Here is a 24,205-nt window from a genome sequence, read left to right as displayed (position 1 = left end):
CGTACGGCCGTACGAGCCGGATCATGTGGAATTGCCTGCTCCAGGGCCTGTCGCGGCCGGAAAACACGGACGTCCGTTCCCTTGGACTTCTTATGGACCTTGCCGAATGGGTGGCCAGGAGGCCGCCTAGGGGTGATCATGAGAGACAAGAGGCGCATCTCCCATGAGGAGGCACGGGTGGCCGAGACTCTGAAGAAGGGCAGCCGGGTGACCGGCGCCGCGCGCGAAAAGCTCGCGGCAGACCTGAAGAAGAAGTACGACTCCGGTGCGAGCATCAGGGCGCTGGCCGAAGAGACCGGTCGCTCCTATGGCTTCGTCCACCGGATGCTCAGCGAATCCGGCGTGGTCCTGCGGGGCCGCGGTGGAGCGACGCGCGGCAAGAAGGCCGCCTCGGCCTGACGCCGCGCACCTTGTGAGAACAGCGGTCAGGACAGTCCCACCCGGTCGGCCGACCGGCCGTCCGGGTGGTTACTGTGCAGTCAACCAAGATGACTGCGGGCAATACGGAGGCCCCCATGACTGCCAGCGACACCTTGCTCGACCAGGACGGCGTACGGCTCACCGTCGATGACGCGGTGGCCACCGTCACCCTCACCAACCCCGCCAAGCGCAACGCTCAGTCGCCCGCGCTCTGGCGGGCGCTGACCGAGGCGGGACGGCGGCTGCCGGGCACCGTGCGGGTCGTGGTGCTCCAGGGCGAGGGCAAGTCCTTCTCCGCCGGCCTCGACCGGCAGGCGTTCACGCCCGAGGGCTTCGACGGCGAGCCGTCCTTCCTGGATCTGGCACGCGGCGGCGACGAGGCGCTGGACGCCGAGATCGCCGCGTACCAGGAGGCGTTCACCTGGTGGCGGCGCGCCGACGTCGTCTCCATAGCCGCCGTGCAGGGCCATGCCATCGGCGCGGGCTTCCAGCTCGCCCTCGCCTGCGACCTGCGCGTCTGTGCCGAGGACGCGCAGTTCGCCATGCGCGAGACCAGCCTGGGCCTGGTGCCCGATCTGACGGGCACTCACCCGCTGGTGTCGCTGGTGGGCTACGCCCGGGCGCTGGAGATCTGCGCCACGGGCCGCTTCGTCCACGCCGCCGAGGCCGAGCGCATCGGCCTGGCCAATGTGGTCGTCCCCCTCGCGGAGCTCCCCGCCGCCACCGCCGACCTCACCGCCGCCCTGCTGGCGGCCCCGCGCGACGCGGTCGTCGAGACCAAGGCCCTGCTGCGCGGCGCGCTCGGCCGTACGTACGAGGAGCAGCGCGTCGCGGAGCGCGCGGCGCAGGCGCGCCGGCTGCGCGACCTCGCGGGCCTCGGGGAGTGACGACGCGCGCCTCGCGCACCCCGTCCCGCTGACCGGCGGCGACCCGGACTCGCCCACCGTCACCCGAGCGGGACGCGGCGACCCCGCCTATGGTGGCTAGTGACGGGAAGAGAGGCGAGCGCCGATGACCGACACATCGAGTCAGCCCCACCAGACCGGTCAGAAGTCCGGACCCGCCCCGAGCCGGCACCCCGGCCCGGGCAGGGAGCTGCCCGCTCCCGCCGAGCGGGGCCGCACCACCATCGCCGACGGCGTCGTGGAGAAGATCGCCGGGCTCGCGGCCCGCGACGTGGTCGGCGTCCACGCCCTGGGCAGCGGACTGTCCCGCACCTTCGGGGCCGTCCGCGACCGGGTGCCCGGCGGACGGTCCGTCGCCCGGGGGGTGAAGGCGGAGGTCGGCGAGGTCCAGACGGCCCTCGATCTGGAGATCGTCGTGGTGTACGGCGTCGCCATCGCGGATGTCGCCCACGCGGTGCGGGAAAACGTCATCTCGGCGGTGGAACGGATGGCGGGCCTGGAGGTCGTCGAGGTCAACATCGCCGTGACCGACGTCAAGCTGCCGGACGAGGAAGAGGAAGAGCCGGAGCCCAGGCTCCAGTGAGGAGCGCGTGATGAGCATGGCCGTGGCCGGCATGATCGCCGGCATGGCTCTCGGATTCGCCGGCTACTTCGGAGGGTTCGGCGCCTTTCTGCTGGTCGCGGCGCTGGGCATCGTGGGCTTCGTGGGCGGGCGGCTCCTGGACGGCGATGTGGAGCCGGGCGAGTTCTCCCGGCTGCTGCGCCCGCGCGACCGCGACCGGCACGGGAGGTAGGGCGTGGGGGGAGGACGCGCGGTGGTGCCCGCCGAGCGCGGCGCCACCCGGATCGCCGACCGTGTCGTCGCGAAGATCGCCTCCCGGGCGGCCCTGGAGGCGCTGGGCGCCACGGCCCCCGCCGAGGACCACGCGCCCCCGCGCGCCAGCGTCGTCGTCCATGACGGCTCCGCCCGGGTGCGGGTCCTCGTGGAGCTGGACTACCCCGCCGACATCGGCGCCCGCTGCCGCGCCGTGCGCGAGCGGATCGCCGAGCGCGTCGGGGAACTGACGGGCATGGAGGTGCCCGAGGTGCTGATCACGGTCGAGCGGCTGCACTCCGCGCACACCGGCCGGCTGTCGGGGGTGCGGGTGCGATGAGCGGTCCCGTGTCACTGGAGAAGACGGCCGAGGAGGAGGCGCCCCGGGCCGTCGGGGGCGGCCGCGTCCCCCGCTTCCGTTCCCCGCGCAGGCTGCCCGCCACGCTGGTCGCGGCGGTGACCCTGACCGTCGCCGGGCTCTTCCTCTACGACGTCGCCGCCGTCCGCGCCGGCCGCCCCGCCATGGCCTGGCGCCGGCACCTGGCCCATGAGCTGGCGACCCGTCACCTCGGTGACGGACTGGTGGTCGCCGGCGCGGTGGTGGCCGTCCTCGCCGGCTGCTGGCTGCTCGTCCTCGCCCTCACCCCGGGCCTGCGCGGAGTGCTGCCGATGCGCCGCGCGGAGGGCGCGGGCGACGACGGGGTCCACGCCGGGCTGGAGCGCGGGGCGGCGGCCCTGGTGCTGCGCGACCGGGTGATGGAGGTCCCCGGCGTCCAGGCCGTCCGCGTCGACGTGGGCCGGCGCGTGGTCCGCGCCCGGGCCCGCTCCCACTTCCGGGACCTGGACGAGGTACGGACGGACGTGAACACCGTACTGGCCGAGGGCGTCCGGGAGTTGGGGCTCGCCCGGGAGCCGTCCCTGTCCGTGCACGTACGACGCCCTGCGAAGAGGTGACCGGGGTGGGGTGGTTCTCGCAGTGCCCGGGGTGGTTCTCGCGATGCTGAGGATCGTCAACCGGCTGCTGACCGGGCTCGCCGGAGCGCTGCTGGTGGCGCTCGGCGCCGCCGTGCTGATCGGCGCGCTGGACCTGCCGCGCCACTGGGGCTTCGAACTGCCGTCGGCCTGGCCGTTCACCGGCCCGGACGACGTGCTGCTGCCCACCGCGGACCTGCGGAGGTGGCGCGGCAGGGGATGGTGGTGGCCGGCGGTCGTCGCCGTCCTGGCCGTCGTCGTCCTGCTGTCCGCGTGGTGGCTCTCGGCCCAGGCCCGCCGGGGCCGGCTGCGCGAGGTGGTGGTCCACAGCGGCGGCGGAGAGGTGGCGTCGGTGCGGGGGCGGGCGCTGGAGGAAGTGATGGAGGCGGAGGCCGAGGAGCTGCCGGGGGTGGAACGGGCGGCCGTCGTACTGTCGGGACGCCGGACGGCGCCCCGGGCACGGATCGTCCTGACACTGGGGGCGCGCGGGGCACCGGGGGTGGCGTTGGCGCGGCTGCGCGAGGAAGTCCTGCGCCACGCGCGGGTGTCGGCCGGGCTGACGCGCCTCCCGACGGAGGTGCGGTTGCGGGCCGTGCGGCACCGGGCGGAACGGGTGGGGTGACGGGGCTCCGCCCCGCTCGCCGCCGTCGGTGCTTCTCCCCCGTGGCGACGGCGGGGGCGCAGGTCAGGGCGAGTTGACGCCCCTTCCCACCGCGTGGTGGACTTCCGGAGCCAAACGGCGACAGCAGAGGAAGCCGGTGCGAATCCGGCGCGGTCCCGCCACTGTCACCGGGGAGTGTCCCCCCAACCGATGGCCACGGCGCGAGCCGGAAGGCCGGGGGCGGCGCGGATCCGGGAGCCAGGAGACTCTGGTCGCCGTCACGTCGAGCCAGGGCGCGGACCCTGAGTGAGGACACCGCTTCGCCATGCCCGGCCGCGATCGCTTCTCCTTCGCGTACGGCGCCGCCCTCGGGTTCGCCTGCGACCTGCTCCTCGGCGACCCCCGCCGCGGCCATCCCGTCGCCGCGTTCGGCCGGGCCGCGCAGGCCGTCGAACGCCGGCTGTGGCGCGACCACCGGGGGTACGGCACGCTCCACGCCCTCGTCTGCGCCGGTGGCGCGGCCGCCGGGGCCGGGCTGCTGGCCCGCGCCGCGCGAGGCCACCGCGCGGCCGAGATCGCGCTGACCGCCGCCGCCACCTGGTCCGTCCTGGGCGGCACGTCCCTGGGCCGGGAGGCCCGGGCCATCGGCGGCGCGCTGGCCGCCGGGGACGTGGAGGTCGCCCGGGAGCGGCTGCCGCACCTGTGCGGCCGCGACCCGCAGGCGCTGGACGCGCAGCAGATCGCCCGGGCCGTGGTGGAGTCCGTCGCCGAGAACACCTCCGACGCCGTCGTGGGCGCCCTCGTCTGGGGCGCCCTGGGGGGCGTGCCCGGGCTCGTGGGCTTCCGGGCGGTCAACACCCTGGACGCCATGGTGGGTCACAAGTCGCCCCGGCTGCGGCGGTTCGGCTGGGCGTCGGCCCGGCTCGACGACGTCGTCGGCTGGCCGGGCGCCCGGCTGACCGCCGCGCTCACGGTCCTCGCCGGGCCCGACCCGCGCGGCGCGCTGCGCGTGGCCCGGCGCGACGCCTCCCGCCACCCCAGCCCCAACGCCGGGCCGGTCGAGGCCGCCTTCGCCGGGGCCCTGGGCGTACGGCTCGGCGGCACCCTCGCCTACGCGGGGCGCGTCGAGCACCGCCCGGTGCTGGGCGAGGAGAACCGTCCGGTGCGGACGGCGGACATCGAGCGCGCGGTCCGGCTCTCGCGCCGGGTGTCGCTGCTGGCCCTGGGGACGGCGGTCACGGCCCGTACGGTGGGCAGCCTGTTCAGGAACGCGGGGAGGAATCGGTGACAGTCTCGGTGACAGCCGACAGGAGCGGGCGCACGGGCCCGCCGGGCGGGGGCCTGCTGGTGGCCGGGACCACCTCGGACGCGGGCAAGAGCGTGGTCACGGCCGGCATCTGCCGCTGGCTGGTCCGCAAGGGCGTCAAGGTCGCGCCGTTCAAGGCGCAGAACATGTCCCTCAACTCCTTCGTGACGCGCGACGGCGCGGAGATAGGGCGCGCGCAGGCGATGCAGGCCGCCGCCGCCCGCGTCGAGCCGAGCGCGCTCATGAACCCGGTGCTGCTCAAGCCCGGCAGCGACCGCAGCAGCCAGGTCGTCCTCATGGGCAAGCCGGTGGGCGAACTCAGCGCCCGCGGCTACCACGCGGGACGCCAGGAGCAGCTGTTCGGCACGGTGACGGAGTGCCTGGCCGAGCTGCGGCGCACCCACGACGCCGTGATCTGCGAGGGCGCCGGCAGCCCCGCCGAGATCAACCTGCGCCGCTCCGACATCGTCAACATGGGCATCGCCCGCGCCGCGCGCCTGCCCGTGGTCGTCGTCGGCGATATCGACCGGGGCGGCGTCTTCGCCTCCTTCTTCGGTACGACAGCGCTGCTCTCCCCCGAGGACCAGGAGCTGATAGCGGGCTACGTGGTCAACAAGTTCCGGGGCGACGTGAGCCTGCTGGAGCCTGGGCTGGAGATGCTGCGCGACCTGACGGGCCGGCGGACGTTCGGCGTGCTGCCGTTCGCCCACGGCCTGGGCATCGACGAGGAGGACGGCCTGCGGGTGTCCCTGCGCGGCGCGGTCCGCGAGTCCGTGGTCGCCCCGCCGCACGGCGCGGACGTCCTGCGGGTCGCCGTGTGCGCGGTGCCGCTGATGTCGAACTTCACGGACGTCGACGCGCTGGCCGCCGAACCCGGCGTCGTCGTGCGGTTCGTGGACCGCCCCGAGGAGCTCGCCGACGCCGACCTGGTCGTCGTACCCGGCACGCGCGGCACGGTACGGGCGCTCGCGTGGCTGCGCGAACGCGGGCTCGCCGACGCCCTCGCGCGGCGGGCGGCGGAGGGCCGCCCGGTGCTGGGCGTCTGCGGCGGCTTCCAGCTGCTGGGCGAGCGGATCGACGACGACGTCGAGTCGAAGGCGGGCACGGTCGAGGGCCTGGGCCTGCTGCCGGTGCGCGTGCGGTTCGCGGTGGAGAAGACCCTGGCCCGGCCGGTCGGCGAGGCCCTGGGCGAGCACGTGGAGGGCTACGAGATCCACCACGGCGTGGCCGAGGTGCTGGGCGGGGACGAGCCGTTCCTCGACGGGTGCCGGGTGGGCGCGGTGTGGGGCACGCACTGGCACGGCTCGCTGGAGAGCGACGGCTTCCGCCGGGCGTTCCTGCGCCGGGTCGCGGAAGCGGCCGGACGGGCGTTCGTCCCCGCGCCCGACACGTCGTTCGGGGCGCTGCGGGAGGAGCAGCTCGACCGGCTGGGCGACCTCGTCGAGGAGCACGCGGACACGGACGCGCTGCTGCGCCTGATCGAGGACGGGGTGCCGGGCGGACTGCCGTTCATACCGCCCGGGGCGCCGCCACTGACCCGTTCCCTCCAGGGAGGCAACCGCTGATGTCCTCGTCCACCTATCCGTTCACCGCGATCGTCGGCATGGACGACATGCGGCTGGGCCTCCTGCTCAACGCGATCTCGCCGTCGATCGGCGGCGTCCTCGTGCGCGGCGAGAAGGGCACCGCGAAGACCACCACCGTCCGGGCCCTGGCGGCGCTGCTGCCCGAGGTCGTGACCGTCACGGGCTGCCGGTTCTCCTGCGACCCGGCGGCCCCGGACCCCCACTGCCCGGACGGTCCCCACGCGGGCGGCGACGCGGACGATGCCGGTGCGGCCCGCCCGGCGCGGATGGTCGAGCTGCCCGTCGGCGCGTCCGAGGACCGCCTCGTCGGCTCGCTCGACATCGAGCGGGCGCTGGGCGAGGGCGTCAAGGCGTTCGAGCCCGGCCTGCTGGCCGCCGCGCACCGGGGCGTGCTCTACGTCGACGAGGTCAACCTGCTGGGCGACCACCTCGTGGACAGCCTGCTGGACGCGGCGGCGACCGGTGTCTCCTCCGTCGAGCGCGAGGGCGTCTCCGTGCGCCACGCCTCCCGCTTCCTCCTCGTGGGCACCATGAACCCCGAGGAGGGCGAGCTGCGCCCGCAGCTCCTCGACCGCTTCGGGCTGACCGTCGAGGTCGCGGCCTCGCGCGAGACCGAGGAGCGCGTCGAGGTCGTGCGCCGACGTCTCGCCTTCGACGAGGACCCGGCGGCCTTCGCCGCCAAGTGGGCGCCGGAGGAGGACGCGCTGCGCGAGCGCATCGCGGCCGCGCGGGCGCTGCTGCCGGGCGTACGGCTCGGGGACGGCGCGCTGCGCCGGATCGCGGCGGTGTGCGCCGGGTTCGAGGTGGACGGGATGCGCGCGGACATCGTGACAGCGCGCACCTCTGCCGCGCTGGCCGCGTGGGCGGGGCGAACGGATGTCACGACGGCGGACGTACGACAGGCGGCACTGCTGTCGCTGCCCCACCGGCGCCGCCGGAACCCCTTCGACGCGCCCGGTCTGGACGAGGACAGGCTGGACGAGATCCTCGCCGGGTTCGAGGACGAGGAGCCCGAGCCGGAACCGGAGCCGGACGGTCCTGAGCCGGACGGTGACGGCCCCGAGGGCCCGGAGGGCCCGGACGACGGACCGGGTGGCGGCCCGGACGGCGGTGGTCAGCCTCCGCAGGGGGCGGGCGACGGACCGGCCGCCACCACGGACGACGTACCGCCGCAGCGTCAGGAGCCGGGGCACGAGCGCGCCCGGCAGGAGGCGTCGGCCTCCGGGAGCGACGACGGCGGGGAGGCCCCCGCTGTCGCAGCCGCTGAGCCGTTCCGGACCCGGCGGTTCACCGTCCCCGGCCTCGGCGAGGGCGCCGACGGGCGCCGCTCGCGCGCGCTCACGGCGCACGGCCGGACGACGGGGGCGCGCCGGCCGCGCGGGGGCGCGCTGTCGAAGCTGCACCTCGCCGCGACCGTCCAGGCCGCCGCCCCGCACCAGCGGGCGCGGGGCCGGGGCGGTCCCGGGCTGGTCGTCCGACGCGACGACCTGCGCGAAGCCGTGCGCGAGGGGCGCGAGGGAAACCTGGTGCTGTTCGTCGTGGACGCCTCCGGCTCCATGGCGGCCCGCAAGCGGATGAGCGCGGTCAAGGGCGCGGTGCTCTCCCTGCTGATGGACGCCTACCAGCGCCGCGACAAGATCGGGATGGTGACGTTCCGGGGCACCGGCGCGACGGTGGCGCTGCCGCCGACGTCGTCCGTCGAGGCGGGCGCGGCCCGGCTGGAGAAGCTGCCGACGGGCGGCCGGACGCCGCTGGCGGCGGGCCTGCTCCAGGCCCACGAGGTACTGCGCGTGGAGCGCATGCGCGATCCGTCGCGCCGTCCGCTGCTGGTCGTCGTGACCGACGGACGGGCGACGGGCGGCGTGGAACCGCTGGCGCGCGCCGCGCGCGCGGCCGGGCTGCTCGCGGGCTCCGGCATCGCGTCGGTGGTCGTGGACTGCGAGGCCGGTCCGGTGCGGCTCGGCCTGGCGGGCGAGCTGGGCCGGGCGCTCGGCGGGCCGGTCGTGACCCTCGACGACCTGCGCGCGGAGAATGTCTCCGCGCTGGTACGCACCGTACGGAACACCGACTCACGGAGGGCCGCGTAATGCCCCAGGGACAGCCGACCGTCGTACCCGACGACGGGCTCACCACACGTCAGCGCCGCAACCGGCCGCTGGTCCTCGTCCACACCGGCATCGGCAAGGGCAAGTCGACGGCGGCCTTCGGGCTGGCGCTGCGCGCCTGGAACCAGGGCTGGCCGATCGGGGTGTTCCAGTTCGTGAAGTCCGCGAAGTGGAAGGTCGGCGAGGAGAACGCGCTGCGGGTGCTGGGCGCCTCCGGCGAGGGCGGCACGGTCGACTGGCACAAGATGGGCGAGGGCTGGTCCTGGATCCAGCGCGATTCCGAACTGAGCAACGAGGAGAAGGCGCGGGAGGGCTGGGAGCAGGTCAAGCGCGACCTGGCGGCGGAGACGTACCGGCTCTACGTGCTGGACGAGTTCGCGTACCCGATGCACTGGGGCTGGATCGACACGGACGAGGTGATCGAGGTGCTGCGGGACCGCCCCGGCACCCAGCACGTCGTCATCACCGGCCGCAACGCCCCGGAGAAGCTGCTGGACTTCGCGGATCTGGTGACGGACATGTCCAAGGTCAAGCACCCGATGGACGCCGGTCAGAAGGGCCAGCGGGGCATCGAGTGGTGAGTACGCACGTCCCCCGCCTGGTCATCGCCGCGCCGGCCTCCGGCAGCGGCAAGACCACGGTGGCCACCGGCCTGATGCGGGCCTTCGCGGACGCGGGGCTCGCGGTCTCCCCCCACAAGGTGGGTCCCGACTACATCGACCCGGGCTACCACGCCCTCGCGACCGGCCGCCCGGGCCGCAACCTCGACGCCTATATGTGCGGCCCGGAGCGCGTGGCCCCGCTGTTCCTCCACGGGGCGGCGGGCTGCGACGTGGCGGTCGTCGAGGGCGTCATGGGCCTGTACGACGGCGCGGCCGGGCAGGGCGAGCTGGCCTCCACGGCCCATGTGGCGAAGCTCCTGCGGGCGCCGGTGGTGCTCGTCGTCGACGCGTCGTCGCAGTCGCGGTCGGTGGCGGCGCTGGTGCACGGCTTCGCCTCCTGGGACCCGGAGGTCCGGGTCGCGGGCGTCATCCTCAACAAGGTCGGCTCGGACCGCCACGAGGCGCTGCTGCGGGAGGCGCTGGAGGAGTCGGGGGTGGCGGTGCTGGGCGCCGTGCGGCGCGCCGGGCAGGTGCACACGCCGTCCCGCCACCTGGGCCTGGTCCCCGTGGCCGAGCGGCGCGCGGACGCGGTGGAGGCGGTGGCGGAGTTCGCCGCGCGCGTCCGGCAGGGCTGCGACCTGAAGGCCCTCCTCGCTCTGGCCCACAGCGCCCCGCCGCTGGCGGAGGAGCCGTGGGACCCGTCCCCGGGGGCTCCGCCCCCGGACCCCCGCTCCTCAAACGCCGGAGGGGCTGGATATGCCCCCGTGATCGCCGTGGCCGGCGGCCCGGCCTTCACGTTCTCGTACGCCGAGCACGCGGAGCTGCTCACCGCCGCCGGCGCGGAGGTCGTCACCTTCGACCCCCTTCACGACGAGGCCCTCCCCGAGGGCACCAGCGGCATCGTCATCGGCGGCGGCTTCCCCGAGATGTACGCCGCGGAGCTCTCCGCCAACGAGCCCCTGCGCACGGCCGTGGCGGAGCTGGCCCGCTCGGGGGCCCCGATCGCCGCCGAGTGCGCGGGCCTGCTCTACCTGGCCCGCACCCTCGACGACAAGCCCATGTGCGGCGTCCTCGACGCCGACGCCCGGATGTCGGAGCGGCTCACGCTCGGCTACCGCGACGCCGTCGCGATCGCCGACAACCCGCTCGCCGCCGCGGGCACCCGCGTCCGGGGCCACGAGTTCCACCGCACGGTGATCGAGCCGGCGGCGGGCGCCACCCCCGCGTGGGGGTTCACCCACCCCCGCCGTCAGGTGGAGGGCTTCGTCCAGGGCGGCGTGCACGCCTCCTACCTCCACACCCATTGGGCGGGCGCCCCCGGCACGGCGTCCCGCCTCGTCGCGCGCGCCCGGCGATGAGGGGCGCGCTCCACATCGGCGTCGGCGGCTGCCGGGGCGTGTCCCGCGACGAAGTGGTGTCACTCGTCGAACGGAGCATCGAGGAGGCGGGCGCCGTCGGCGCCGCGATCGCCGCCCTCGCGACCATCGACGTCAAGGCGGACGAGCCCGGGCTGCGTGCGGCGGCCCGCCGCCTGGGGGTGCCCCTGACCGCGTACGGCCCCGGCGCCCTCGCCGCCCAGCCCGTGCCCCACCCCTCCGACGCGGCCCGCGCGGCGGTGGGCGTGGCGAGCGTCGCGGAGGCGGCCGCGCTCCTGTCGGCCGGGCCGGGGGCCGTCCTTCTCGTGGGGAAGCGGAAGTCCGCGCGAGCGACGTGCGCGATCGCCTGTACCGTCTGATTTCATGCACATATCCCAATCCGCGCGCACCGCTCACGCGCCGACCCCCGAGCCCGACCTCCGGCACCACGGGGACGTGGAAGTACGCGGCATGGGCGCCGAGTTGACCGACCTCGCCGTCAACGTGCGGACCGGGACGCCCCCGGAGTGGCTGCGGGAGCGGATAGCGGAGTCGCTGGGCACGCTCGCGGCGTACCCGGACGGGCGTGCCGCCCGGCGGGCCGTCGCGGCGCGGCACGGGCTGCCGGAGGAGCGGGTGCTGCTGACGGCGGGGGCGGCGGAGGCGTTCGTCCTGCTGGCGCGGGCCCTGCCGGTGCGCCGGGCCGTGGTGGTGCACCCGCAGTTCACCGAGCCGGAGGCGGCCCTGCGGGACGCCGGGCACGCGGTGGAGCGCGTCGTGCTGACCCCGGAGGACGGGTTCCGGCTCGACCCGCGCGCGGTGCCCGGGGACGCGGACCTGGTGGTCGTCGGCAACCCCACCAACCCCACCTCCGTGCTCCACCCGGCCGGCACCCTGGCCCGGCTGGCGCGACCGGGCCGGATCCTGGTGGTGGACGAGGCGTTCATGGACGCGGTGCCGGTCGAACGGGAGTCGCTGGCCTCCCGCACCGACCTGCCGGGGCTCGTCGTGCTGCGCAGCCTCACCAAGACCTGGGGCCTGGCGGGGCTGCGCGTCGGCTACGTGCTCGCCGCGCCCGACACCGTGGCCGCGCTGGAACGGGCCCAGCCGCTGTGGCCGGTTTCGTCACCGGCGCTGGTGGCGGCGGAGGCGTGCAGCGCGCCGCGCGCGATGGCCGAGGCCGCGCTCGCGGCGCACGTGACCGCCGCCGACCGGGCCCATCTGCTGGCCCGGCTCGCGGAGTTCCCGGAGCTGACCGTGCAGGGCCCGGCGGCGGGACCGTTCGTCCTGGTCCGGCTGCCGGGGGCGGCGGCGGTGCGGTCGCGGCTGCGCGGCCTCGGCTTCGCGGTGCGCCGGGGCGACACGTTCCCGGGGCTGGGCCCGGACTACCTCCGCCTCGCGGTCCGGGACCGCGCGACGTCGGACCGCTTCGCCACGGCCCTGCGGACCGCCCTGGACGACCTGCGCGGCCGGTCCGCCGCCACGACGGACGGACCGCCCGCCCCGCGCGCGGACCACGGCACGTCCGGCCCCGCGGCCGGCACGGACGGTGGCGGGCCCACCGCCAACGACCTGACCGAGGCACGGCCGACGCGCTGAGCACCCCGGGGCATCCGGCCGTCCCGGAGCCGTCCCGCGGCCGCCCGCTCAGCCCTGGCCCTCCTCCCGGCGGCTCTCCTTGCGGCGCCGTGCGGCGATGAGGGCGCCCCCTCCTCCGACGACCAGCAGCCCGGCCGCGGCGGCGATGTAGGGGGTGGCGGAGCCGCCGCCGGTCTCGGCGAGGTCGTGGCCGGCCGGTTCGGCGGTCCGTTCGGCGGATGCCTGCTTCGCCTCCGTGCCGACGCCGGTGCCGGGCTTCACCGGGTCCGAGGGCCGGTCCGCCGGGGACTCGCAGGAGGCCCGTACCAGCGTCACCTTGCCCACCACCTTGGCCACGCCCAGCGCCAGCGGGTCGACGGAGACGTCCAGGTCGAGCGCGGTGGCGGCGGCGGTGCGGGAGGTGGTGACGGTCTTCGACAGGTCCAGCCGCACGTCGCCCACCCCCGGCACGGTCACCTTGGTCGGGCCGTTCGGCGTGAGGGTGACCTTCTTGCCGAGCACGGAGACCGAGCCCAACAGGTTGGCGGTGGCCTTCGGCTTCGCGCCCGCCTCGCAGACGGCCTCGGAGGTGACCTGCTGGAGCTCGATGAGCGAGCGCAGGGGCAGGCCGGGCAGGTGCACCTTGGCGTGGACGAGGTTGGCGTAGCCCTTGGCGGCCCGGCGGTCGGCCGTGGCGCGGGAGGTGGCGGCCTCGGCGCGCAGGATGTCGACGGCCTTGCCGCCCTCGATGCCGTCGAGGGTGACGGTGAGCGCGGCCTTCGAGGCGTCGGCGGGCGCGTGGACGTCATTGAGGGCGGCCTCGACGGGGACGTGCGCGGCCTTGCCGAGCAGGGAGACGTCGAGCCCGGTCCGCAGGACGGTCGCGTCGGCCCGGCCGGTCCCGGTCCCGGAGCCGGATCCGGTGTCGGTGGCGCTCGCGGGCACGGACGCGGCGCCCAGGGCGAGCGCGGTCGCGGTGACCGTCGCGGCCAGGGCGGCGAACCGGTGCGCGGGCATGCCGAAGGAAGAGCTGGTGGTGCTGAACACGTGTGTGGAACCCCCACGGGAGAAAGGAGCCGCCGGCGCGCCAATGGGGGACATCGCGCGCTGACGGCTTGACTCCGCAATGTTCGGGGCCGGGAGGGTGAACGGGCGGCGCTCTACCGCCAGTTCACTCCAAAGGGTGGGTTTCGTGCTCGTATTCGAGCCAACGGCCGCAGGAGTACCCGCACGGCACACTGAGCCCACCGGCTCAAGCCACCACGCGCCCCCGCAGCACCACCCTGCTCGGCGCGCCGAGCACCCGTACATCCGCGCGCGGGTCGGCGTCGTAGACGACGAGGTCCGCCGGGGCGCCCTCCTCCAGGCCCGGCCGCCCCAGCCACGCCCGTGCTCCCCACGTGGCCGCCGACAGCGCGGCCGCCGTCGGGATGCCCGCCTTGACCAGTTCCTCGACCTCCTGGCCGACCAGGCCGTGCGGCAGCGAACCTCCCGCGTCGGTGCCGACGTAGACGGGGATTCCCGCGTCATAAGCGGCGCCCACCGTCGCGTAGCGGCGCGCGTGCAGCCGGCGCATGTGGTCCGCCCAGCGCGGGAACTTGCCCTCGCCGCCGTCCGCGAGCCGGGGGAAGGTGGCGATGTTGACCAGCGTCGGGACGATGGCCACGCCCCGCTCGGCGAAGAGCGGGATCGTCTCCTCGGTCAGCCCCGTGGCGTGCTCGATGCAGTCGATCCCCGCCTCCACGAGCGGGGCGAGGGTCTCCTCGGCGAAGCAGTGGGCCGTGACCCGGGCGCCCAGCCGGTGGGCCTCGGCGATGGCGGCCTCGACCGCGCCGCGCGGCCAGCAGGCGCCCAGGTCGCCCGTCTCCCGGTCGATCCAGTCGCCCACCAGCTTCACCCAGCCGTCCCCGCGCCGCGCCTCCCGCGCCACATAGGCCACCAGGTCCTCGGGCTCGATCTCATGCGCGTAGTTGCGGATGTAACGGCGGGTGCGGGCGATGTGCCGGCCCGCGCGGATGATGCGCGGCAGGTCCTCGCGCTCGTCGATCCAGCGGGTGTCGGACGGCGACCCGGCGTCGCGCAGCAGCAGCGCGCCCGCGTGACGCTCGGTCAGCGCCTGCTTCTCGGTCGTCGCCTCGTCGACCGCGCCGTGCGCGTCGAGCCCCACGTGGCAGTGGGCGTCCACCAGGCCGGGGAGCACCCACCCCGCGACGGTGGTGACGTCCCGTGCCCCGGCCGGCCGGTCGAAGGTGATCCGCCCGCCCACCACCCACAGCTCGTCGCGCACCCCGTCCAGCGGGTCCGGTCCGACGAGTATCCGTCCCTTGATGTGCAGCACCGCGCCGTCGTCCATGCAGGCACTGTACGAGGTAGGGGCGCACCGAACCCCCCGTCCCCCAAGTGATCTACCCTGTGCGCGTGATGGTGAGGGCCGCGCTCCGGCGCCCGATGAGCGCGGTGCTGGGCCGACGCGCCCGGTTACGGTGGGTGCACCTGCTGCTGGGCGGCGCCCTGTCGATGCCGTTCTATCTGCTGACGAACACGCTGGTGTCGCTGTTCCGGCCGGACGGCAACATCCTCTTCTCCTCCTCCCTCGTCCGGCAGTTCGGCGTGCTCTTCCTCGCGCTCGGCCCGGTGGCCGTCACGGCTCTGCATCCGCTCGTCAGGCCCTTCGAGGGCGAGGCGGCCCGGGTGCTGTGCGGGGTGCCCCGGGAGGAGCTGGCCCTGGAGCCGGGCCGGTCGTGGGCCGCCCGGGGCCGGACGGCCGCGTGGTGCGCGCTGCACCTGGCGGCGGGAGCCGTCGTGAGCGGGATGTCGCTGGCCACGCCGCCGGCGGCGCTGTACCTGATCGTCCTGCCCTTCCTGGACGGGCCGGGCAAGCTCGCCGAGGTCGCCTGGCTGCGCGTCTTCACCGGCCCCGGCGTGCTGCTCGCGCCCGTGGCCGGGTGCGCGCTGCTGGCGCTGGTCGTCGGCACGTCCTGGGCGGCGGGCTCGCTGCTGGCGCGCTGGGCGCCCGTCCTGCTGGGCGCCACGGCGGCGGACCGGCTCGCGGCGGCCGAGGAGCACGCCCACCGACTGGCCCTGCGCAACCGGCTGGCGCGCGAACTCCACGACTCGGTCGGGCACGCGCTGAGCGCGGTGAGCCTCCAGGCGAGCGCCGCGCGCCGGGTCCTGGACCACGACCCCGAGTTCGCCTGGCAGGCCCTGGCCGCGATCGAGGAGGCCGCGCGCGAGGCGGTCGGCGAACTCGACGCGGTGCTGGGGCTGCTGCGCGAGGACGGCTCCTCCCCCACCGCCCCGGCGCCCACCCTGGCCGACGTCGGCGGCCTGCTGGAACGTACCCGCGCGGCGGGCGGCAGGGTCGAGTGCGCCCTGCCGCCCGGCGGCCTGGAGAAGATCCCCCCGGTGCCCTCCCGCGAGGCCTACCGGATCGTGCAGGAAGGTCTCGGCAACGCCCTGCGGCACGCGGGCGACGTGCCCGTGCGGCTGAGCGTCGCCGTGCACGACGACACCTTGGAGATTCTGTTGGAGAACCCCGTGAAACCCGGCACCCGGGCCGGCGTCCCCCGCCCCGGCGGCGGCCGCGGCCTCACCGGCATCGCCGAGCGCGCCCGGCTGCTGCGCGGCACCAGCGAGGCCGGCGAACACGACGGCGTATGGCGCCTTTCGGCCCGGCTGCCGCTGCGGGGTGAGGCGCGGTGACCACGACCGAGCCGATACGCGTGGTCCTCGCGGACGACGAACACCTCGTCCGCACCGCCCTGCGGGCGATCCTGGGCGCCGAGCCGGGCGTGGAGGTCGTCGGCGAGGCGGGCACGGGGGCCGAAGCGGTGTCGGTGGTGCGCGCGCTCCGGCCCGACGTCGTACTGATGGACGTCCGGATGCCCGAGGTCGACGGCATCCGCGCCACCGAGCGGATCCTGGCCGGGACGGACGACCCGCCGCGCGTCATCGTCGTCACCACCTTCGAGAACGACGCCTACGTGTACGACGCGCTGCGCGCCGGGGCGTCCGGCTTCCTCCTCAAGCGCGCGGGCGCCGACGAACTCGTCCAGGCCGTGAAGCTGGTGGCCCACAGCGACTCGCTGCTCTTCCCCGCCGCCGTACGCGCCCTGGCCGCCGCCCACGCGGCGCCCCGGAGCGACGCCAGGGCGGCGGCGCTGCGGGAACAGTTGTCCGAACGCGAGGCGGAGGTGCTGCGGTTGCTGGCGACCGGACTGTCGAACGCGGAGATCGCCGCGCGGATGGTGCTCGGGGCCGCCACGGTCAAGACGCATGTGGCGGGGATCCTCGCCAAGCTCGGGGTGCGGGACCGTACGCAGGCGGTCATCGCCGCGTACGAATGCGGCTTCGTCAGCCCCGGCTGACGGGCGCCTCCCGCGCGGGGTTCCGCCGACTTTCCGGGTGCCCCCGGTGGGTGGTGCCCGCGCCTGGCGGCGCGGGTTTCGCCCACCCGCCCGCCCGATTACCCGGCACGGATCGCTCAGCCACGGGCATGGGGTGACATGAGGGGGCGGGGTGGGGTGGACGGGCCCTGGTAGGGGCGTAAGGAGCTCTTCGCCGCTGGAGGCAAGGGCCGGGTGCCCCGACTGATACCAGGGGCCGCGAAGAGCTCAGCCCCGTAAGGGCCCGTCCACCCCACCCCGCCCCCGACCCACCACCCACGACCGGCCTACACCGCAACCCGTCAGCCGCGGACGACGCAGTCGCGAACGACCTTCGCCAGCACCCCCGCCTCCGGCGCCGCACCCCCCGGGTACGCGAAGCGACGGCGGTTGTAGCCGAAGGCCAGACCCACACTCGGGTCGGCAAAGGCCTGCGAGCCCGCCGCACCGCCGTGCCCGAAGGAACGCGCACCCAGGAAGGGATAGTCCACGCTCGTCGCCGCGAAGCCCAGACCGAACGCGTGGGTCATGCCGCCCAGGGCCACGTCGGGCCCGAAGGAGTGGATCTCCGCGAAACGGGCGGCCGTCTCCGCCGTCAGCAGCGGCGCCTTCCCGTCCACCCCGCTGATCGCCGCCGCGTACATCCCGGCCAGCCCCCGCGCGGAGGCCACACCACCGGCGGACGCCTGCCCCCCGGCCCGCACCTCGCGGAAGTTGGGCAGGGACTGGATGCCGTTCGCGAACTGCGGGTCACCGGCGTTGAAGGCTATGCCCTGGAGGCTGTCGGGTCCGACGGCGCCCTGCGCCAACTCCCGCTTCTGCTCGGGGGTGGGATCCATCGGCTGGGTGGAGAGCCAGCGGTGCTCCTGCTCCTCGGGCAGGCCCAGGTAGAAGTCCAGGCCGTACGGGGCGCGGATCCGGTCCTCGTACACCTCCTGGAGCGTCCGCCCCGTGGCCCGGCGGACGACCTCGCCGGTCAGGGCGCCGATCACCAGCGCGTGGTAGCCGAAGGCCGTGCCCGGACGCCAGAACGGGCGCAGGCCCGCCAGCCGCTCGGCGATGAGCCGGTCGTCGGCCAGCTCCTTGAGGGGGAACCCGCCCTCGACCCCCACGACACCCGCGCGGTGGGCCAGCAGGTCGCGCAGCGTGACGTGCTCCTTGCCCGCCGAGCCGAACTCGGGCCAGTAGTGGCGCACTTCCTCGTCCAGGTCCAGCGTGCCGTCCTGGACGAGCAGGGCCACGACGAGGTGCGCCGCGCCCTTGCTGGACGAGAACACGCCGGTGAGCGACTCCCCCGTGATCTCCGGCCCGCCCCACAGGTCCACGACCCGCCTGCCGTCCACATACGCCGCCAGCTGCGCCGAGTGCCCGGCGCGCTCCTGCGCCAGCGTGGCCTCGAACGCCTCGCGCACGGGCTCGAAGCCCTCGGCGACAGTCCCCTGTGCGATGTGCGCGTTGCCGTTGTCCGACATGTGCTCCCCCATGATCAAAGTCGATTGACGGGTTGCACAGCCTCCGACCGCGTTCGAATATTCCCGGCCCGATTCGACCCCCGGGTCATGGAACCGCAAAGGGTCATGGCTCGTTACCTCGTACATGACCGCTATGACACCCGGCTCGAACATCCCGCTCTCCGTCACCCGTGTGACGGTGGACGTCACCGCCCCCGTGCGGCTCGACGTTTCGGGCCTGCTGCTCACCGCCGACGGCAAGGTGCGCTCCGACGACGACTTCGTCTTCTACAACCAGCCCAGCGCCCCCGGTGTGACGCACCGTGCCGCCTCCGGCGCCACGCCCGACGCGATCATCGTCGACACGGCGGCCGTCCCCGCCGGCATCGACAAGATCGTGGTCACCGCGAGCCCGGACGCCCAGGGCGCCACCTTCGCCGGCACCGAGCCGACGGCGACCGTGCGCGGCGCCGACGACAGCGCGGTGATCGCCACGTTCACCCCGCCCCGGCTGGACACGGAGACGGCACTGGTGGTCGTGGAGATCTACCGGCGCAACGGCGCGTGGAAGCTCCGTGCGGTGGGTCAGGGGTACGCCAACGGTCTGGCGGGCATCGCCACGGACTTCGGCGTGAGCGTGGACGAGCCGGCGGCGTCGGCGCCCGCCGCCCCGGCCCCGGTCGCCCCCGTCGCGGCGGCCCCCGTCGTGCCGCCGGTTCCGGCCGCCCCGCCCGTCGTCCCCGGGAAGATCAACCTGGACAAGGGCCGGGTGAGCCTCCGGAAGAACGAGACCGTCTCCCTGGTCAAGGGCGGTCAGCCGCTGACCCGTTCGGTCAAGATGGGCCTCGGCTGGGAGCCCGCCTGGAACGGCCGGGCCATCGACCTCGACGCCTCGGTCATCGCCTACGGCCCCGACCGCAACATGATCGACGCCTGCTACTTCGGCCGGCTCCAGATCCTCAACGGCGTCATCCAGCACTCCGGCGACAACCTCACCGGCGAGGGCTCCGGCGACGACGAGACCATCACCGTCCACATGGGCGGCCTGCCGCCCGAGGTGACGGGCCTCGTCTTCACCGTCAGCTCCTTCAACGGCCAGAAGTTCACCGAGGTGGCCAAGGCGTACTGCCGCCTGATGGACGCCCAGACCGGCGAGGAGCTGGTCCGCTTCGACCTGACCGGCGCCGAGGCCCAGACGGGCGTCCTGATGTGCAAGTTCATCCGCCAGTACTCGGGCGAGTGGGAGATGACGGCCCTGGGCGACTTCGTCAAGGCCAAGACGGTGCGGGATCTGGTGAAGCCGGCGGCGCAGGCGCTGTAGCCCCAGTCGCCGCGACCGCCGGCGCCGTGGCTCCCACCGCCCCGGCCAGCCGCCGGTAGGAGTCCAGGAGCGCGGCCCTGTCGTACGTACTGGTCGTGACCAGCACCTCGTCGGCCCCGGTGCGGGCCACGAGGGAGCCGAGGGCGGCCGTCACGTCGCCCTCGGTGCCGTGGATGTGGCCGCGCAGCGCGGCTTCGTAGAAGCCGCGCTCCCGCTGTGACATCGAGGGGACCAGTTTCCCCTCGATCTCCTCGGCGGAGCGGAGGGGCGGGAACACGCCGTGTGTCCGTGAGTGGGCCAGGGCCCACGCCTCGGGGACGAGCAGCCGGCGGGCCGCGTCCCTCGTTTCCGCGACGGCCACGTTCCCCGCAACCATCACGTAGGGCTTCTCCCGCCATACGGAGGGGACGAAGCCCGTCCGGTAGCGCTCGATGGCGGCCGCCATCGCTCCTTCGCCCTTGAGGCCGCCGATGACCAGTGCCGCGCCGGCTCGGGCCGCCACGTCGGCTCCCGCTTCGTTGGCGAGGACGAACAGCGGGGGCCGGAGTCCCTCGGCGGGCAGGGCGTGCACCCCGGGGTACGGGGCGGGCTCCCCCGTGAACCAGCCCGCCAGTTCCGCCAGCCGGTCCTCGAAGTCGCCCATCGCGTCCTTCTCCACGCCCAGGGCTCGCCGGATGCCGTCCGTGAAGCCGACCGAGCGGCCGAGGCCCATGTCGATCCGGCCGGGGAAGAGGGAAGCGAGGACGCCGAACTGCTCGGCGACCACGAGGGGGCGGTGGTTGGGCAGCATCACGCCGCCGGTGCCGACGCGGATGCGGGAGGTCGCGGCGGCGACGACGGCTGCGAGGACGGTGGGGGCGGAGCCGGCGACGCCGGGGACGCTGTGGTGTTCCGACACCCAGAAGCGGTGGTAGCCGAGGTTCTCGACCTGCTGGGCGAACGCCACGGTGTCGCGCAGCGCCGCGCTTGGCTCGTCGCCCTGGCGGGTGCGGGAACGGTCGAGTACGGAGAGCTTGTACGTCACGTACAGGTCAACGCTGGGGGGTGCGCGGGATTCCCGTGGGTCGGGGGCGGGGTGGGGTAGAACCCGCGCCGAAGGCGCGGAAAAACCCACCGGGGGCTACCCGGAAACGACAGGCGCCCCCGGCATGGGAAGGGTCAGCCCCGCGAGCGGGCCTTGAAGGCCGCCTTGCGGGCGGCCTTCGCCGTCGCCTTGTCCGGGTGCAGGCGCCCCATCGCCTCAAGAACGTCCGCCGTCGCCGGGTGCTCCACCCGCCAGACCGCGTCGAAGAAGCCGCCGTGCCCGCTCACCAGGCTCTCGACGAGCTCGCGGAGCTCCTCCGGGTCGTCGGCCTCCGTGTCGAGCCGGGCGGCGATCGTATCGACGGTGAGCCAGAAGATCATGTCCTCGCCGGGCGGCGGGACGTCCGTCGCGCCGTGCTCGGCGAGCCAGACGCGGGCGAGGCCGCCGAGCTGCAGGTCGTCGAGGACCTCGCGGAGCGCGGGCTCGGCGTCGGCGCCGACGAGCGAGAGCGTCTGCTGGCAGACGAGCCGGCGCGCCGGCGCCTCGTCGTCCGCGCCGCGCGCGGCGGCGAGCAGCTCGCGGGCCGCGTCGAGCGGCGTGCGGCGGGCGAGCCACAGCTCGGCCTCGGCGCGGACGGCGAAGCCGGGGTGGCCGGGGAGCGCCGCGAGGAGGTCCTCGGCGGGGGAGTCGGCGAGGTCGCCGACGGCCGGGGCGTCGATGCCGGCGTCGAGCATGCGGGACCGTACGGCGAAGAGGCCGAGGGGGGTGAGGGCCACCATGCCGTAGCGGCTGACGTCCTCCTCCTCGGGCAGGTCGGAGGTCACGCCGTCGACGGACTCCCGGATGTGGCCCTCGCCGTCGACGACCTCGATCAGGGACTCGTCCACCGGCTGGTAGCGCACCAGGCCGGTCGGCGCGAGGATCCGGAACTGGTCGTCCAGGCGCATCATCGCGTCGGAGACCTCTTCGAGGACGTCGTCCGTGGGCTCGTCCATGTCGTCCGGGACGATCATGGAGGCGGCGAGCGCGGGCAGCGGGACGGGGCGGTCGGGCGAGCCCTCGTCGAGCGCGGTCAGCAGGTAGAGGTTGCCGAGGACGCCGTCGAGGAAGTCGGCCTCCTCCTCGGGGTTCCAGTCGATCGCGTCGAGGTCGAGGTCGCCGTCGCCGCCCTCGGAGAGCTGCTCGACGAGGTCGCCCAGGTCGGGCGCGGCGGCGTCGGCCAGGACGGTCTCCAGGCCGCCGAGCCACAGGTCGAGGATGTCCTGGGGGCTGCCGGAGGTGAGCGTGGCCAGCTCCTCGCCGGCGACGGCCGTGCCCTGGGGTTCGTCCGGGGAGGCGTCGGCGGACTCGTCGGGGGACTCGGTGAATTCGACCAGGCCCGTGTCGAGGGCCAACTGCCAGGCCTCGGCCGCGTAGGCGGGGCCGTCCTCGTCGTCCTCCAGGCCGAGCAGCCCGGTCGCCGTCTTCAGCTGCCCGGCGAGGAGCTCGCCGCCCGCGCCGACCGGGGTGCCCTCGCCGGCCCAGCGGGCGAGCTTCGCGGCGCGGGCGAACAGCGGCGCGGACAGCGCGTCGCGTGCGAGCTCCGCGTCGGAGGGGAGCCGCACCGGCGGCATGGTCGGGCGGTCTCCTGACATCAGGGGGGCATCTCCTCGTCGTGACGGCCGCGCCGCGGTCCCGGGCGCGCAGTGCCCCACCTTAGACGGGTTTTCCGCGCCGGCTCGCGCGTCGCGTGGAGCGTTACCGGCGGTTCGTCCACGGGTTGCCCGCGAACCCTTGACAACTGGCTGGAAATCAGCGGACATTGACGCGCGTAGATCACTCGTTGCTCGGATGACGGTATGTGATCTCATCCGATCGGCAAGCAGGTCGCCCCCTCATCGCTCCCACCGGAGGACTTTGTGCTGTCCCACCGCCGCCGTGCCGCGACCGTCGGCTCCCTCATAGCCGGCGCGCTCGCGGCCGGGCTGATCGCCCCGGCCCAGTCCGCGAGCGCCGCCGACGCCGGTGTCCGCATCCATGACATCCAGGGCACCACGCGTATCTCGCCGTTCGCCGGCAAGCAGGTCACGGACGTGCCGGGTGTCGTCACGGCCGTGAAGAACTTCGGCTCCGCCCGCGGCTTCTGGGTCCAGGACCCGAACCCGGACCGCGACGAGGCCACCAGCGAGGCGATCTTCGTCTTCACCGGGGCGACCGCCCCGGCCGTCGCCGTCGGCGACTCCGTGCTCGTCTCGGGCACCGTCACCGAGTACTACCCCGGCGGCGAGGCGGCGGGCGGCCAGTCGGTCACCCAGCTGACCAAGCCCACCGTGACCGTGAAGTCCTCCGGCAACGCCCTGCCCGCCGCCGTCCGGCTGAACGCGGCCTCGCTGCCGTCCCGCTACGCGCCCGACACACACGGCGGCTCCATCGAGTCGCTGCCGCTGAAGCCCCGCCGCTACGCGCTGGACCGCCTGGAGTCCCTGGAGGGCATGCGGGTCGAGGTCGTCGACGCCCCCGTCGTCGGCGCCACCAGCGAGTACAAGGACCTGTGGGTCACCGCGGTGCCCCGGCACGACCGCACCGCGCGCGGCGGCACCCTCTACGGCTCCTACGCCGACCCCAACGCCGGCCGGGTGAAGATCGCCTCCCTCCTCCCCTACGCCCAGCACCCCTTCCCGGTCGCGAACGTCGGTGACGAGCTCTCCGGGAAAACGGCGGGCCCGCTCGACTACGACAACCACGGCGGCTACACCATCCAGGCCACCGAACTCGGCGCGCTCGCCGACCACAAGCTCCAGCGCGAGACCACGCGCAAGCAGCGGAACGACGAGCTGGCCGTCGCCACCTACAACGTGGAGAACCTCTCCCCCAAGACCCCGCAGGCGAAGTTCGACCGCCTCGCCGGCGCCCTGGTGACCAACCTCGCCTCGCCCGACATCGTCGCCCTGGAGGAGGTCCAGGACAACGACGGCACGACCAACGGCGGCGTCGTGGACGCCACGCAGACGCTGACGAAGCTCACCGACGCCATCGCCGCCGCGGGCGGCCCCAAGTACCTGTGGCGGCAGATCGACCCCGTCGACGGCAAGGACGGCGGCCAGCCGGGCGGCAACATCCGCACCGCCTTCCTCTTCAACCCCGCCCGGGTCTCGTTCAAGGACGTCCCCGGCGGTGACTCCACCACCGCCGTGCGGGTGGTCCGTGAAGGCGGCAAGGCCGGCCTCTCCGCCTCCCCCGGCCGGATCCAGCCGGACGACGCCGCCTGGACCAACAGCCGCAAGCCGCTGGCCGGCCAGTTCTCCTTCCGGGGCAAGGACGTCTTCGTCGTCGCCAACCACTTCAACTCCAAGGGCGGCGACCAGGGCCTCGACAGCCGCTTCCAGCCCCCGGCCCGGACGTCCGAGACCCAGCGGCTGGCGCAGGCGAAGCTCGTCAACGGCTTCGTCAAGCAGCTCCTCGCCGCCGACCGGAACGCCAACGTGATCGTCGCGGGCGACCTCAACGACTACCAGTTCTCCCCCGCCCTCAAGGCCCTCACCGCCGGCGGCGCCCTGACCGACCAGGTCACCAAGCTCCCCGCGAAGGAACGGTACGGCTACGTCTTCCAGGGCAACTCCCAGGTGCTGGACCACATCCTCACCAGCCGCCATGTGAGCCGCGTGGACTACGACATCGTCCACATCAACGCCGAGTTCGCCGACCAGGCGAGCGACCACGACCCGCAGGTGCTGCGCTGGAAGCCGTAGCATCGCTTGAGCGATTCGCTCAGAACATTTAAATAGACCTGTACGGTCGAAG

Annotated in this window: 23 protein-coding genes and 1 riboswitch; of the genes, 18 read left to right on the top strand and 5 right to left on the bottom strand. The window is 74.7% G+C overall.

Annotated features, from left to right (window positions below; all coding sequences use genetic code 11):
• The first annotated feature begins 177 nt into the window (after nt 1-177).
• The 14 genes from ACX9I7_RS14595 (at nt 178) to cobC (ending at nt 12,265) form a co-directional block, all read left to right on the top strand.
• On the top strand, nt 178-399 hold the full coding sequence (locus ACX9I7_RS14595) for a helix-turn-helix domain-containing protein (RefSeq protein WP_006606369.1): 222 nt from the start codon (nt 178-180) through the stop codon (nt 397-399).
• 116 nt (nt 400-515) lie between these two features.
• A complete protein-coding gene (locus ACX9I7_RS14590; RefSeq protein ID WP_459387563.1) occupies nt 516-1,307 on the top strand; it encodes an enoyl-CoA hydratase/isomerase family protein in 792 nt (263 codons plus the stop codon).
• A 124-nt stretch (nt 1,308-1,431) separates the two neighbouring features.
• The gene (locus tag ACX9I7_RS14585) at nt 1,432-1,908 is read left to right on the top strand and encodes an Asp23/Gls24 family envelope stress response protein (protein WP_358216960.1); all 477 of its coding nucleotides are present in this window, start codon (nt 1,432-1,434) and stop codon (nt 1,906-1,908) included.
• A 10-nt stretch (nt 1,909-1,918) separates the two neighbouring features.
• Nucleotides 1,919-2,119, top strand: coding sequence for a hypothetical protein (locus ACX9I7_RS14580; protein ID WP_189454933.1), 201 nt, complete (start codon nt 1,919-1,921; stop codon nt 2,117-2,119).
• A gap of 3 nt (nt 2,120-2,122) precedes the next feature.
• Nucleotides 2,123-2,479 (top strand): Asp23/Gls24 family envelope stress response protein, encoded by a 357-nt coding sequence (locus ACX9I7_RS14575; protein ID WP_358216961.1) that lies wholly within the window; start codon nt 2,123-2,125, stop codon nt 2,477-2,479.
• Complete coding sequence (locus ACX9I7_RS14570; RefSeq protein WP_387577856.1) at nt 2,476-3,093, top strand: DUF6286 domain-containing protein; 618 nt, start codon at nt 2,476-2,478, stop codon at nt 3,091-3,093. Before ACX9I7_RS14575 ends, ACX9I7_RS14570 begins: the two co-directional genes overlap by 4 nt.
• A gap of 43 nt (nt 3,094-3,136) precedes the next feature.
• On the top strand, nt 3,137-3,733 hold the full coding sequence (amaP, locus tag ACX9I7_RS14565; RefSeq protein ID WP_459387584.1) for an alkaline shock response membrane anchor protein AmaP: 597 nt from the start codon (nt 3,137-3,139) through the stop codon (nt 3,731-3,733).
• Nucleotides 3,734-3,860: 127 nt separating this feature from the next.
• Nucleotides 3,861-3,980: riboswitch (cobalamin riboswitch) on the top strand.
• A gap of 57 nt (nt 3,981-4,037) precedes the next feature.
• On the top strand, nt 4,038-5,000 hold the full coding sequence (locus tag ACX9I7_RS14560) for a cobalamin biosynthesis protein (protein WP_459387562.1): 963 nt from the start codon (nt 4,038-4,040) through the stop codon (nt 4,998-5,000).
• Between the two features lie 8 nt (nt 5,001-5,008).
• Entirely contained in the window at nt 5,009-6,583 is a 1,575-nt protein-coding gene (locus ACX9I7_RS14555) for a cobyric acid synthase (protein ID WP_459387561.1), read from the top strand.
• The gene (locus ACX9I7_RS14550; RefSeq protein ID WP_459387560.1) at nt 6,583-8,691 is read left to right on the top strand and encodes a putative cobaltochelatase; all 2,109 of its coding nucleotides are present in this window, start codon (nt 6,583-6,585) and stop codon (nt 8,689-8,691) included. Before ACX9I7_RS14555 ends, ACX9I7_RS14550 begins: the two co-directional genes overlap by 1 nt.
• A complete protein-coding gene (gene cobO / locus ACX9I7_RS14545) occupies nt 8,691-9,290 on the top strand; it encodes a cob(I)yrinic acid a,c-diamide adenosyltransferase (RefSeq protein WP_189454944.1) in 600 nt (199 codons plus the stop codon). Before ACX9I7_RS14550 ends, cobO begins: the two co-directional genes overlap by 1 nt.
• A complete protein-coding gene (locus tag ACX9I7_RS14540) occupies nt 9,284-10,669 on the top strand; it encodes a cobyrinate a,c-diamide synthase (protein ID WP_459387559.1) in 1,386 nt (461 codons plus the stop codon). The genes cobO and ACX9I7_RS14540 overlap by 7 nt, the downstream gene beginning before the upstream one ends.
• Nucleotides 10,666-11,046, top strand: coding sequence for a cobalamin biosynthesis protein (locus ACX9I7_RS14535; protein WP_387577845.1), 381 nt, complete (start codon nt 10,666-10,668; stop codon nt 11,044-11,046). The genes ACX9I7_RS14540 and ACX9I7_RS14535 overlap by 4 nt, the downstream gene beginning before the upstream one ends.
• 4 nt (nt 11,047-11,050) lie before the next feature.
• A complete protein-coding gene (cobC, locus tag ACX9I7_RS14530; protein ID WP_459387558.1) occupies nt 11,051-12,265 on the top strand; it encodes an Rv2231c family pyridoxal phosphate-dependent protein CobC in 1,215 nt (404 codons plus the stop codon).
• Nucleotides 12,266-12,313: 48 nt separating this feature from the next.
• On the opposite strand, the gene ACX9I7_RS14525 is transcribed toward cobC, so the two are convergent.
• Complete coding sequence (locus ACX9I7_RS14525; protein ID WP_459387557.1) at nt 12,314-13,291, bottom strand: SCO1860 family LAETG-anchored protein; 978 nt, start codon at nt 13,289-13,291, stop codon at nt 12,314-12,316.
• A 205-nt stretch (nt 13,292-13,496) separates the two neighbouring features.
• A complete protein-coding gene (locus ACX9I7_RS14520; RefSeq protein WP_459387556.1) occupies nt 13,497-14,597 on the bottom strand; it encodes an amidohydrolase family protein in 1,101 nt (366 codons plus the stop codon).
• 68 nt (nt 14,598-14,665) lie between these two features.
• Here ACX9I7_RS14520 and ACX9I7_RS14515 point away from each other — a divergent pair, with 68 nt between their 5' ends.
• Together ACX9I7_RS14515 and ACX9I7_RS14510 are read left to right on the top strand one after the other, a co-directional pair.
• A complete protein-coding gene (locus tag ACX9I7_RS14515) occupies nt 14,666-15,946 on the top strand; it encodes a sensor histidine kinase (RefSeq protein WP_459387583.1) in 1,281 nt (426 codons plus the stop codon).
• Nucleotides 15,943-16,611 carry a response regulator transcription factor gene (locus tag ACX9I7_RS14510; RefSeq protein WP_459387555.1) on the top strand — a complete coding sequence of 223 codons (669 nt, stop codon included), beginning with the start codon at nt 15,943-15,945 and terminating at the stop codon, nt 16,609-16,611. The genes ACX9I7_RS14515 and ACX9I7_RS14510 overlap by 4 nt, the downstream gene beginning before the upstream one ends.
• A 320-nt stretch (nt 16,612-16,931) precedes the next feature.
• Here the strand turns inward: ACX9I7_RS14510 and ACX9I7_RS14505 are convergent, their stop codons facing one another.
• A complete protein-coding gene (locus ACX9I7_RS14505) occupies nt 16,932-18,113 on the bottom strand; it encodes a serine hydrolase domain-containing protein (RefSeq protein WP_459387554.1) in 1,182 nt (393 codons plus the stop codon).
• Nucleotides 18,114-18,234: 121 nt separating this feature from the next.
• Between ACX9I7_RS14505 and ACX9I7_RS14500 the strand changes: the two genes are divergently transcribed.
• Nucleotides 18,235-19,401 carry a TerD family protein gene (locus tag ACX9I7_RS14500; protein ID WP_459387582.1) on the top strand — a complete coding sequence of 389 codons (1,167 nt, stop codon included), beginning with the start codon at nt 18,235-18,237 and terminating at the stop codon, nt 19,399-19,401.
• Here ACX9I7_RS14500 and ACX9I7_RS14495 read toward each other — a convergent pair.
• Complete coding sequence (locus ACX9I7_RS14495; protein WP_459387553.1) at nt 19,349-20,425, bottom strand: LLM class flavin-dependent oxidoreductase; 1,077 nt, start codon at nt 20,423-20,425, stop codon at nt 19,349-19,351. The genes ACX9I7_RS14500 and ACX9I7_RS14495 overlap by 53 nt on opposite strands.
• Before the next feature lie 134 nt (nt 20,426-20,559).
• The gene (locus ACX9I7_RS14490; RefSeq protein WP_358630123.1) at nt 20,560-22,059 is read right to left on the bottom strand and encodes a hypothetical protein; all 1,500 of its coding nucleotides are present in this window, start codon (nt 22,057-22,059) and stop codon (nt 20,560-20,562) included.
• A 264-nt stretch (nt 22,060-22,323) separates the two neighbouring features.
• Between ACX9I7_RS14490 and ACX9I7_RS14485 the strand changes: the two genes are divergently transcribed.
• Nucleotides 22,324-24,153 (top strand): endonuclease/exonuclease/phosphatase family protein, encoded by a 1,830-nt coding sequence (locus ACX9I7_RS14485; RefSeq protein WP_459387552.1) that lies wholly within the window; start codon nt 22,324-22,326, stop codon nt 24,151-24,153.
• Nucleotides 24,154-24,205 lie beyond the last annotated feature (52 nt).

The sequence above is a fragment of the Streptomyces sp. L500 genome, from assembly GCF_054551825.1.
This window is presented reverse-complemented; position numbering and strand designations above follow the sequence as displayed.

Coding starts and splice junctions, on each gene's coding strand:
- ACX9I7_RS14505 (WP_459387554.1), bottom strand. CDS start 18,113: ATGGGGGAGCACATGTCGGACAACGGCAACGCGCACATCGCACAGGGG.
- ACX9I7_RS14580 (WP_189454933.1), top strand. CDS start 1,919: ATGAGCATGGCCGTGGCCGGCATGATCGCCGGCATGGCTCTCGGATTC.
- ACX9I7_RS14500 (WP_459387582.1), top strand. CDS start 18,235: ATGACACCCGGCTCGAACATCCCGCTCTCCGTCACCCGTGTGACGGTG.
- cobO (WP_189454944.1), top strand. CDS start 8,691: ATGCCCCAGGGACAGCCGACCGTCGTACCCGACGACGGGCTCACCACA.
- ACX9I7_RS14520 (WP_459387556.1), bottom strand. CDS start 14,597: ATGGACGACGGCGCGGTGCTGCACATCAAGGGACGGATACTCGTCGGA.
- ACX9I7_RS14515 (WP_459387583.1), top strand. CDS start 14,666: ATGGTGAGGGCCGCGCTCCGGCGCCCGATGAGCGCGGTGCTGGGCCGA.
- ACX9I7_RS14550 (WP_459387560.1), top strand. CDS start 6,583: ATGTCCTCGTCCACCTATCCGTTCACCGCGATCGTCGGCATGGACGAC.
- ACX9I7_RS14560 (WP_459387562.1), top strand. CDS start 4,038: ATGCCCGGCCGCGATCGCTTCTCCTTCGCGTACGGCGCCGCCCTCGGG.
- amaP (WP_459387584.1), top strand. CDS start 3,137: ATGCTGAGGATCGTCAACCGGCTGCTGACCGGGCTCGCCGGAGCGCTG.
- ACX9I7_RS14570 (WP_387577856.1), top strand. CDS start 2,476: ATGAGCGGTCCCGTGTCACTGGAGAAGACGGCCGAGGAGGAGGCGCCC.
- ACX9I7_RS14490 (WP_358630123.1), bottom strand. CDS start 22,059: ATGTCAGGAGACCGCCCGACCATGCCGCCGGTGCGGCTCCCCTCCGAC.
- ACX9I7_RS14535 (WP_387577845.1), top strand. CDS start 10,666: ATGAGGGGCGCGCTCCACATCGGCGTCGGCGGCTGCCGGGGCGTGTCC.
- ACX9I7_RS14590 (WP_459387563.1), top strand. CDS start 516: ATGACTGCCAGCGACACCTTGCTCGACCAGGACGGCGTACGGCTCACC.
- cobC (WP_459387558.1), top strand. CDS start 11,051: ATGCACATATCCCAATCCGCGCGCACCGCTCACGCGCCGACCCCCGAG.
- ACX9I7_RS14585 (WP_358216960.1), top strand. CDS start 1,432: ATGACCGACACATCGAGTCAGCCCCACCAGACCGGTCAGAAGTCCGGA.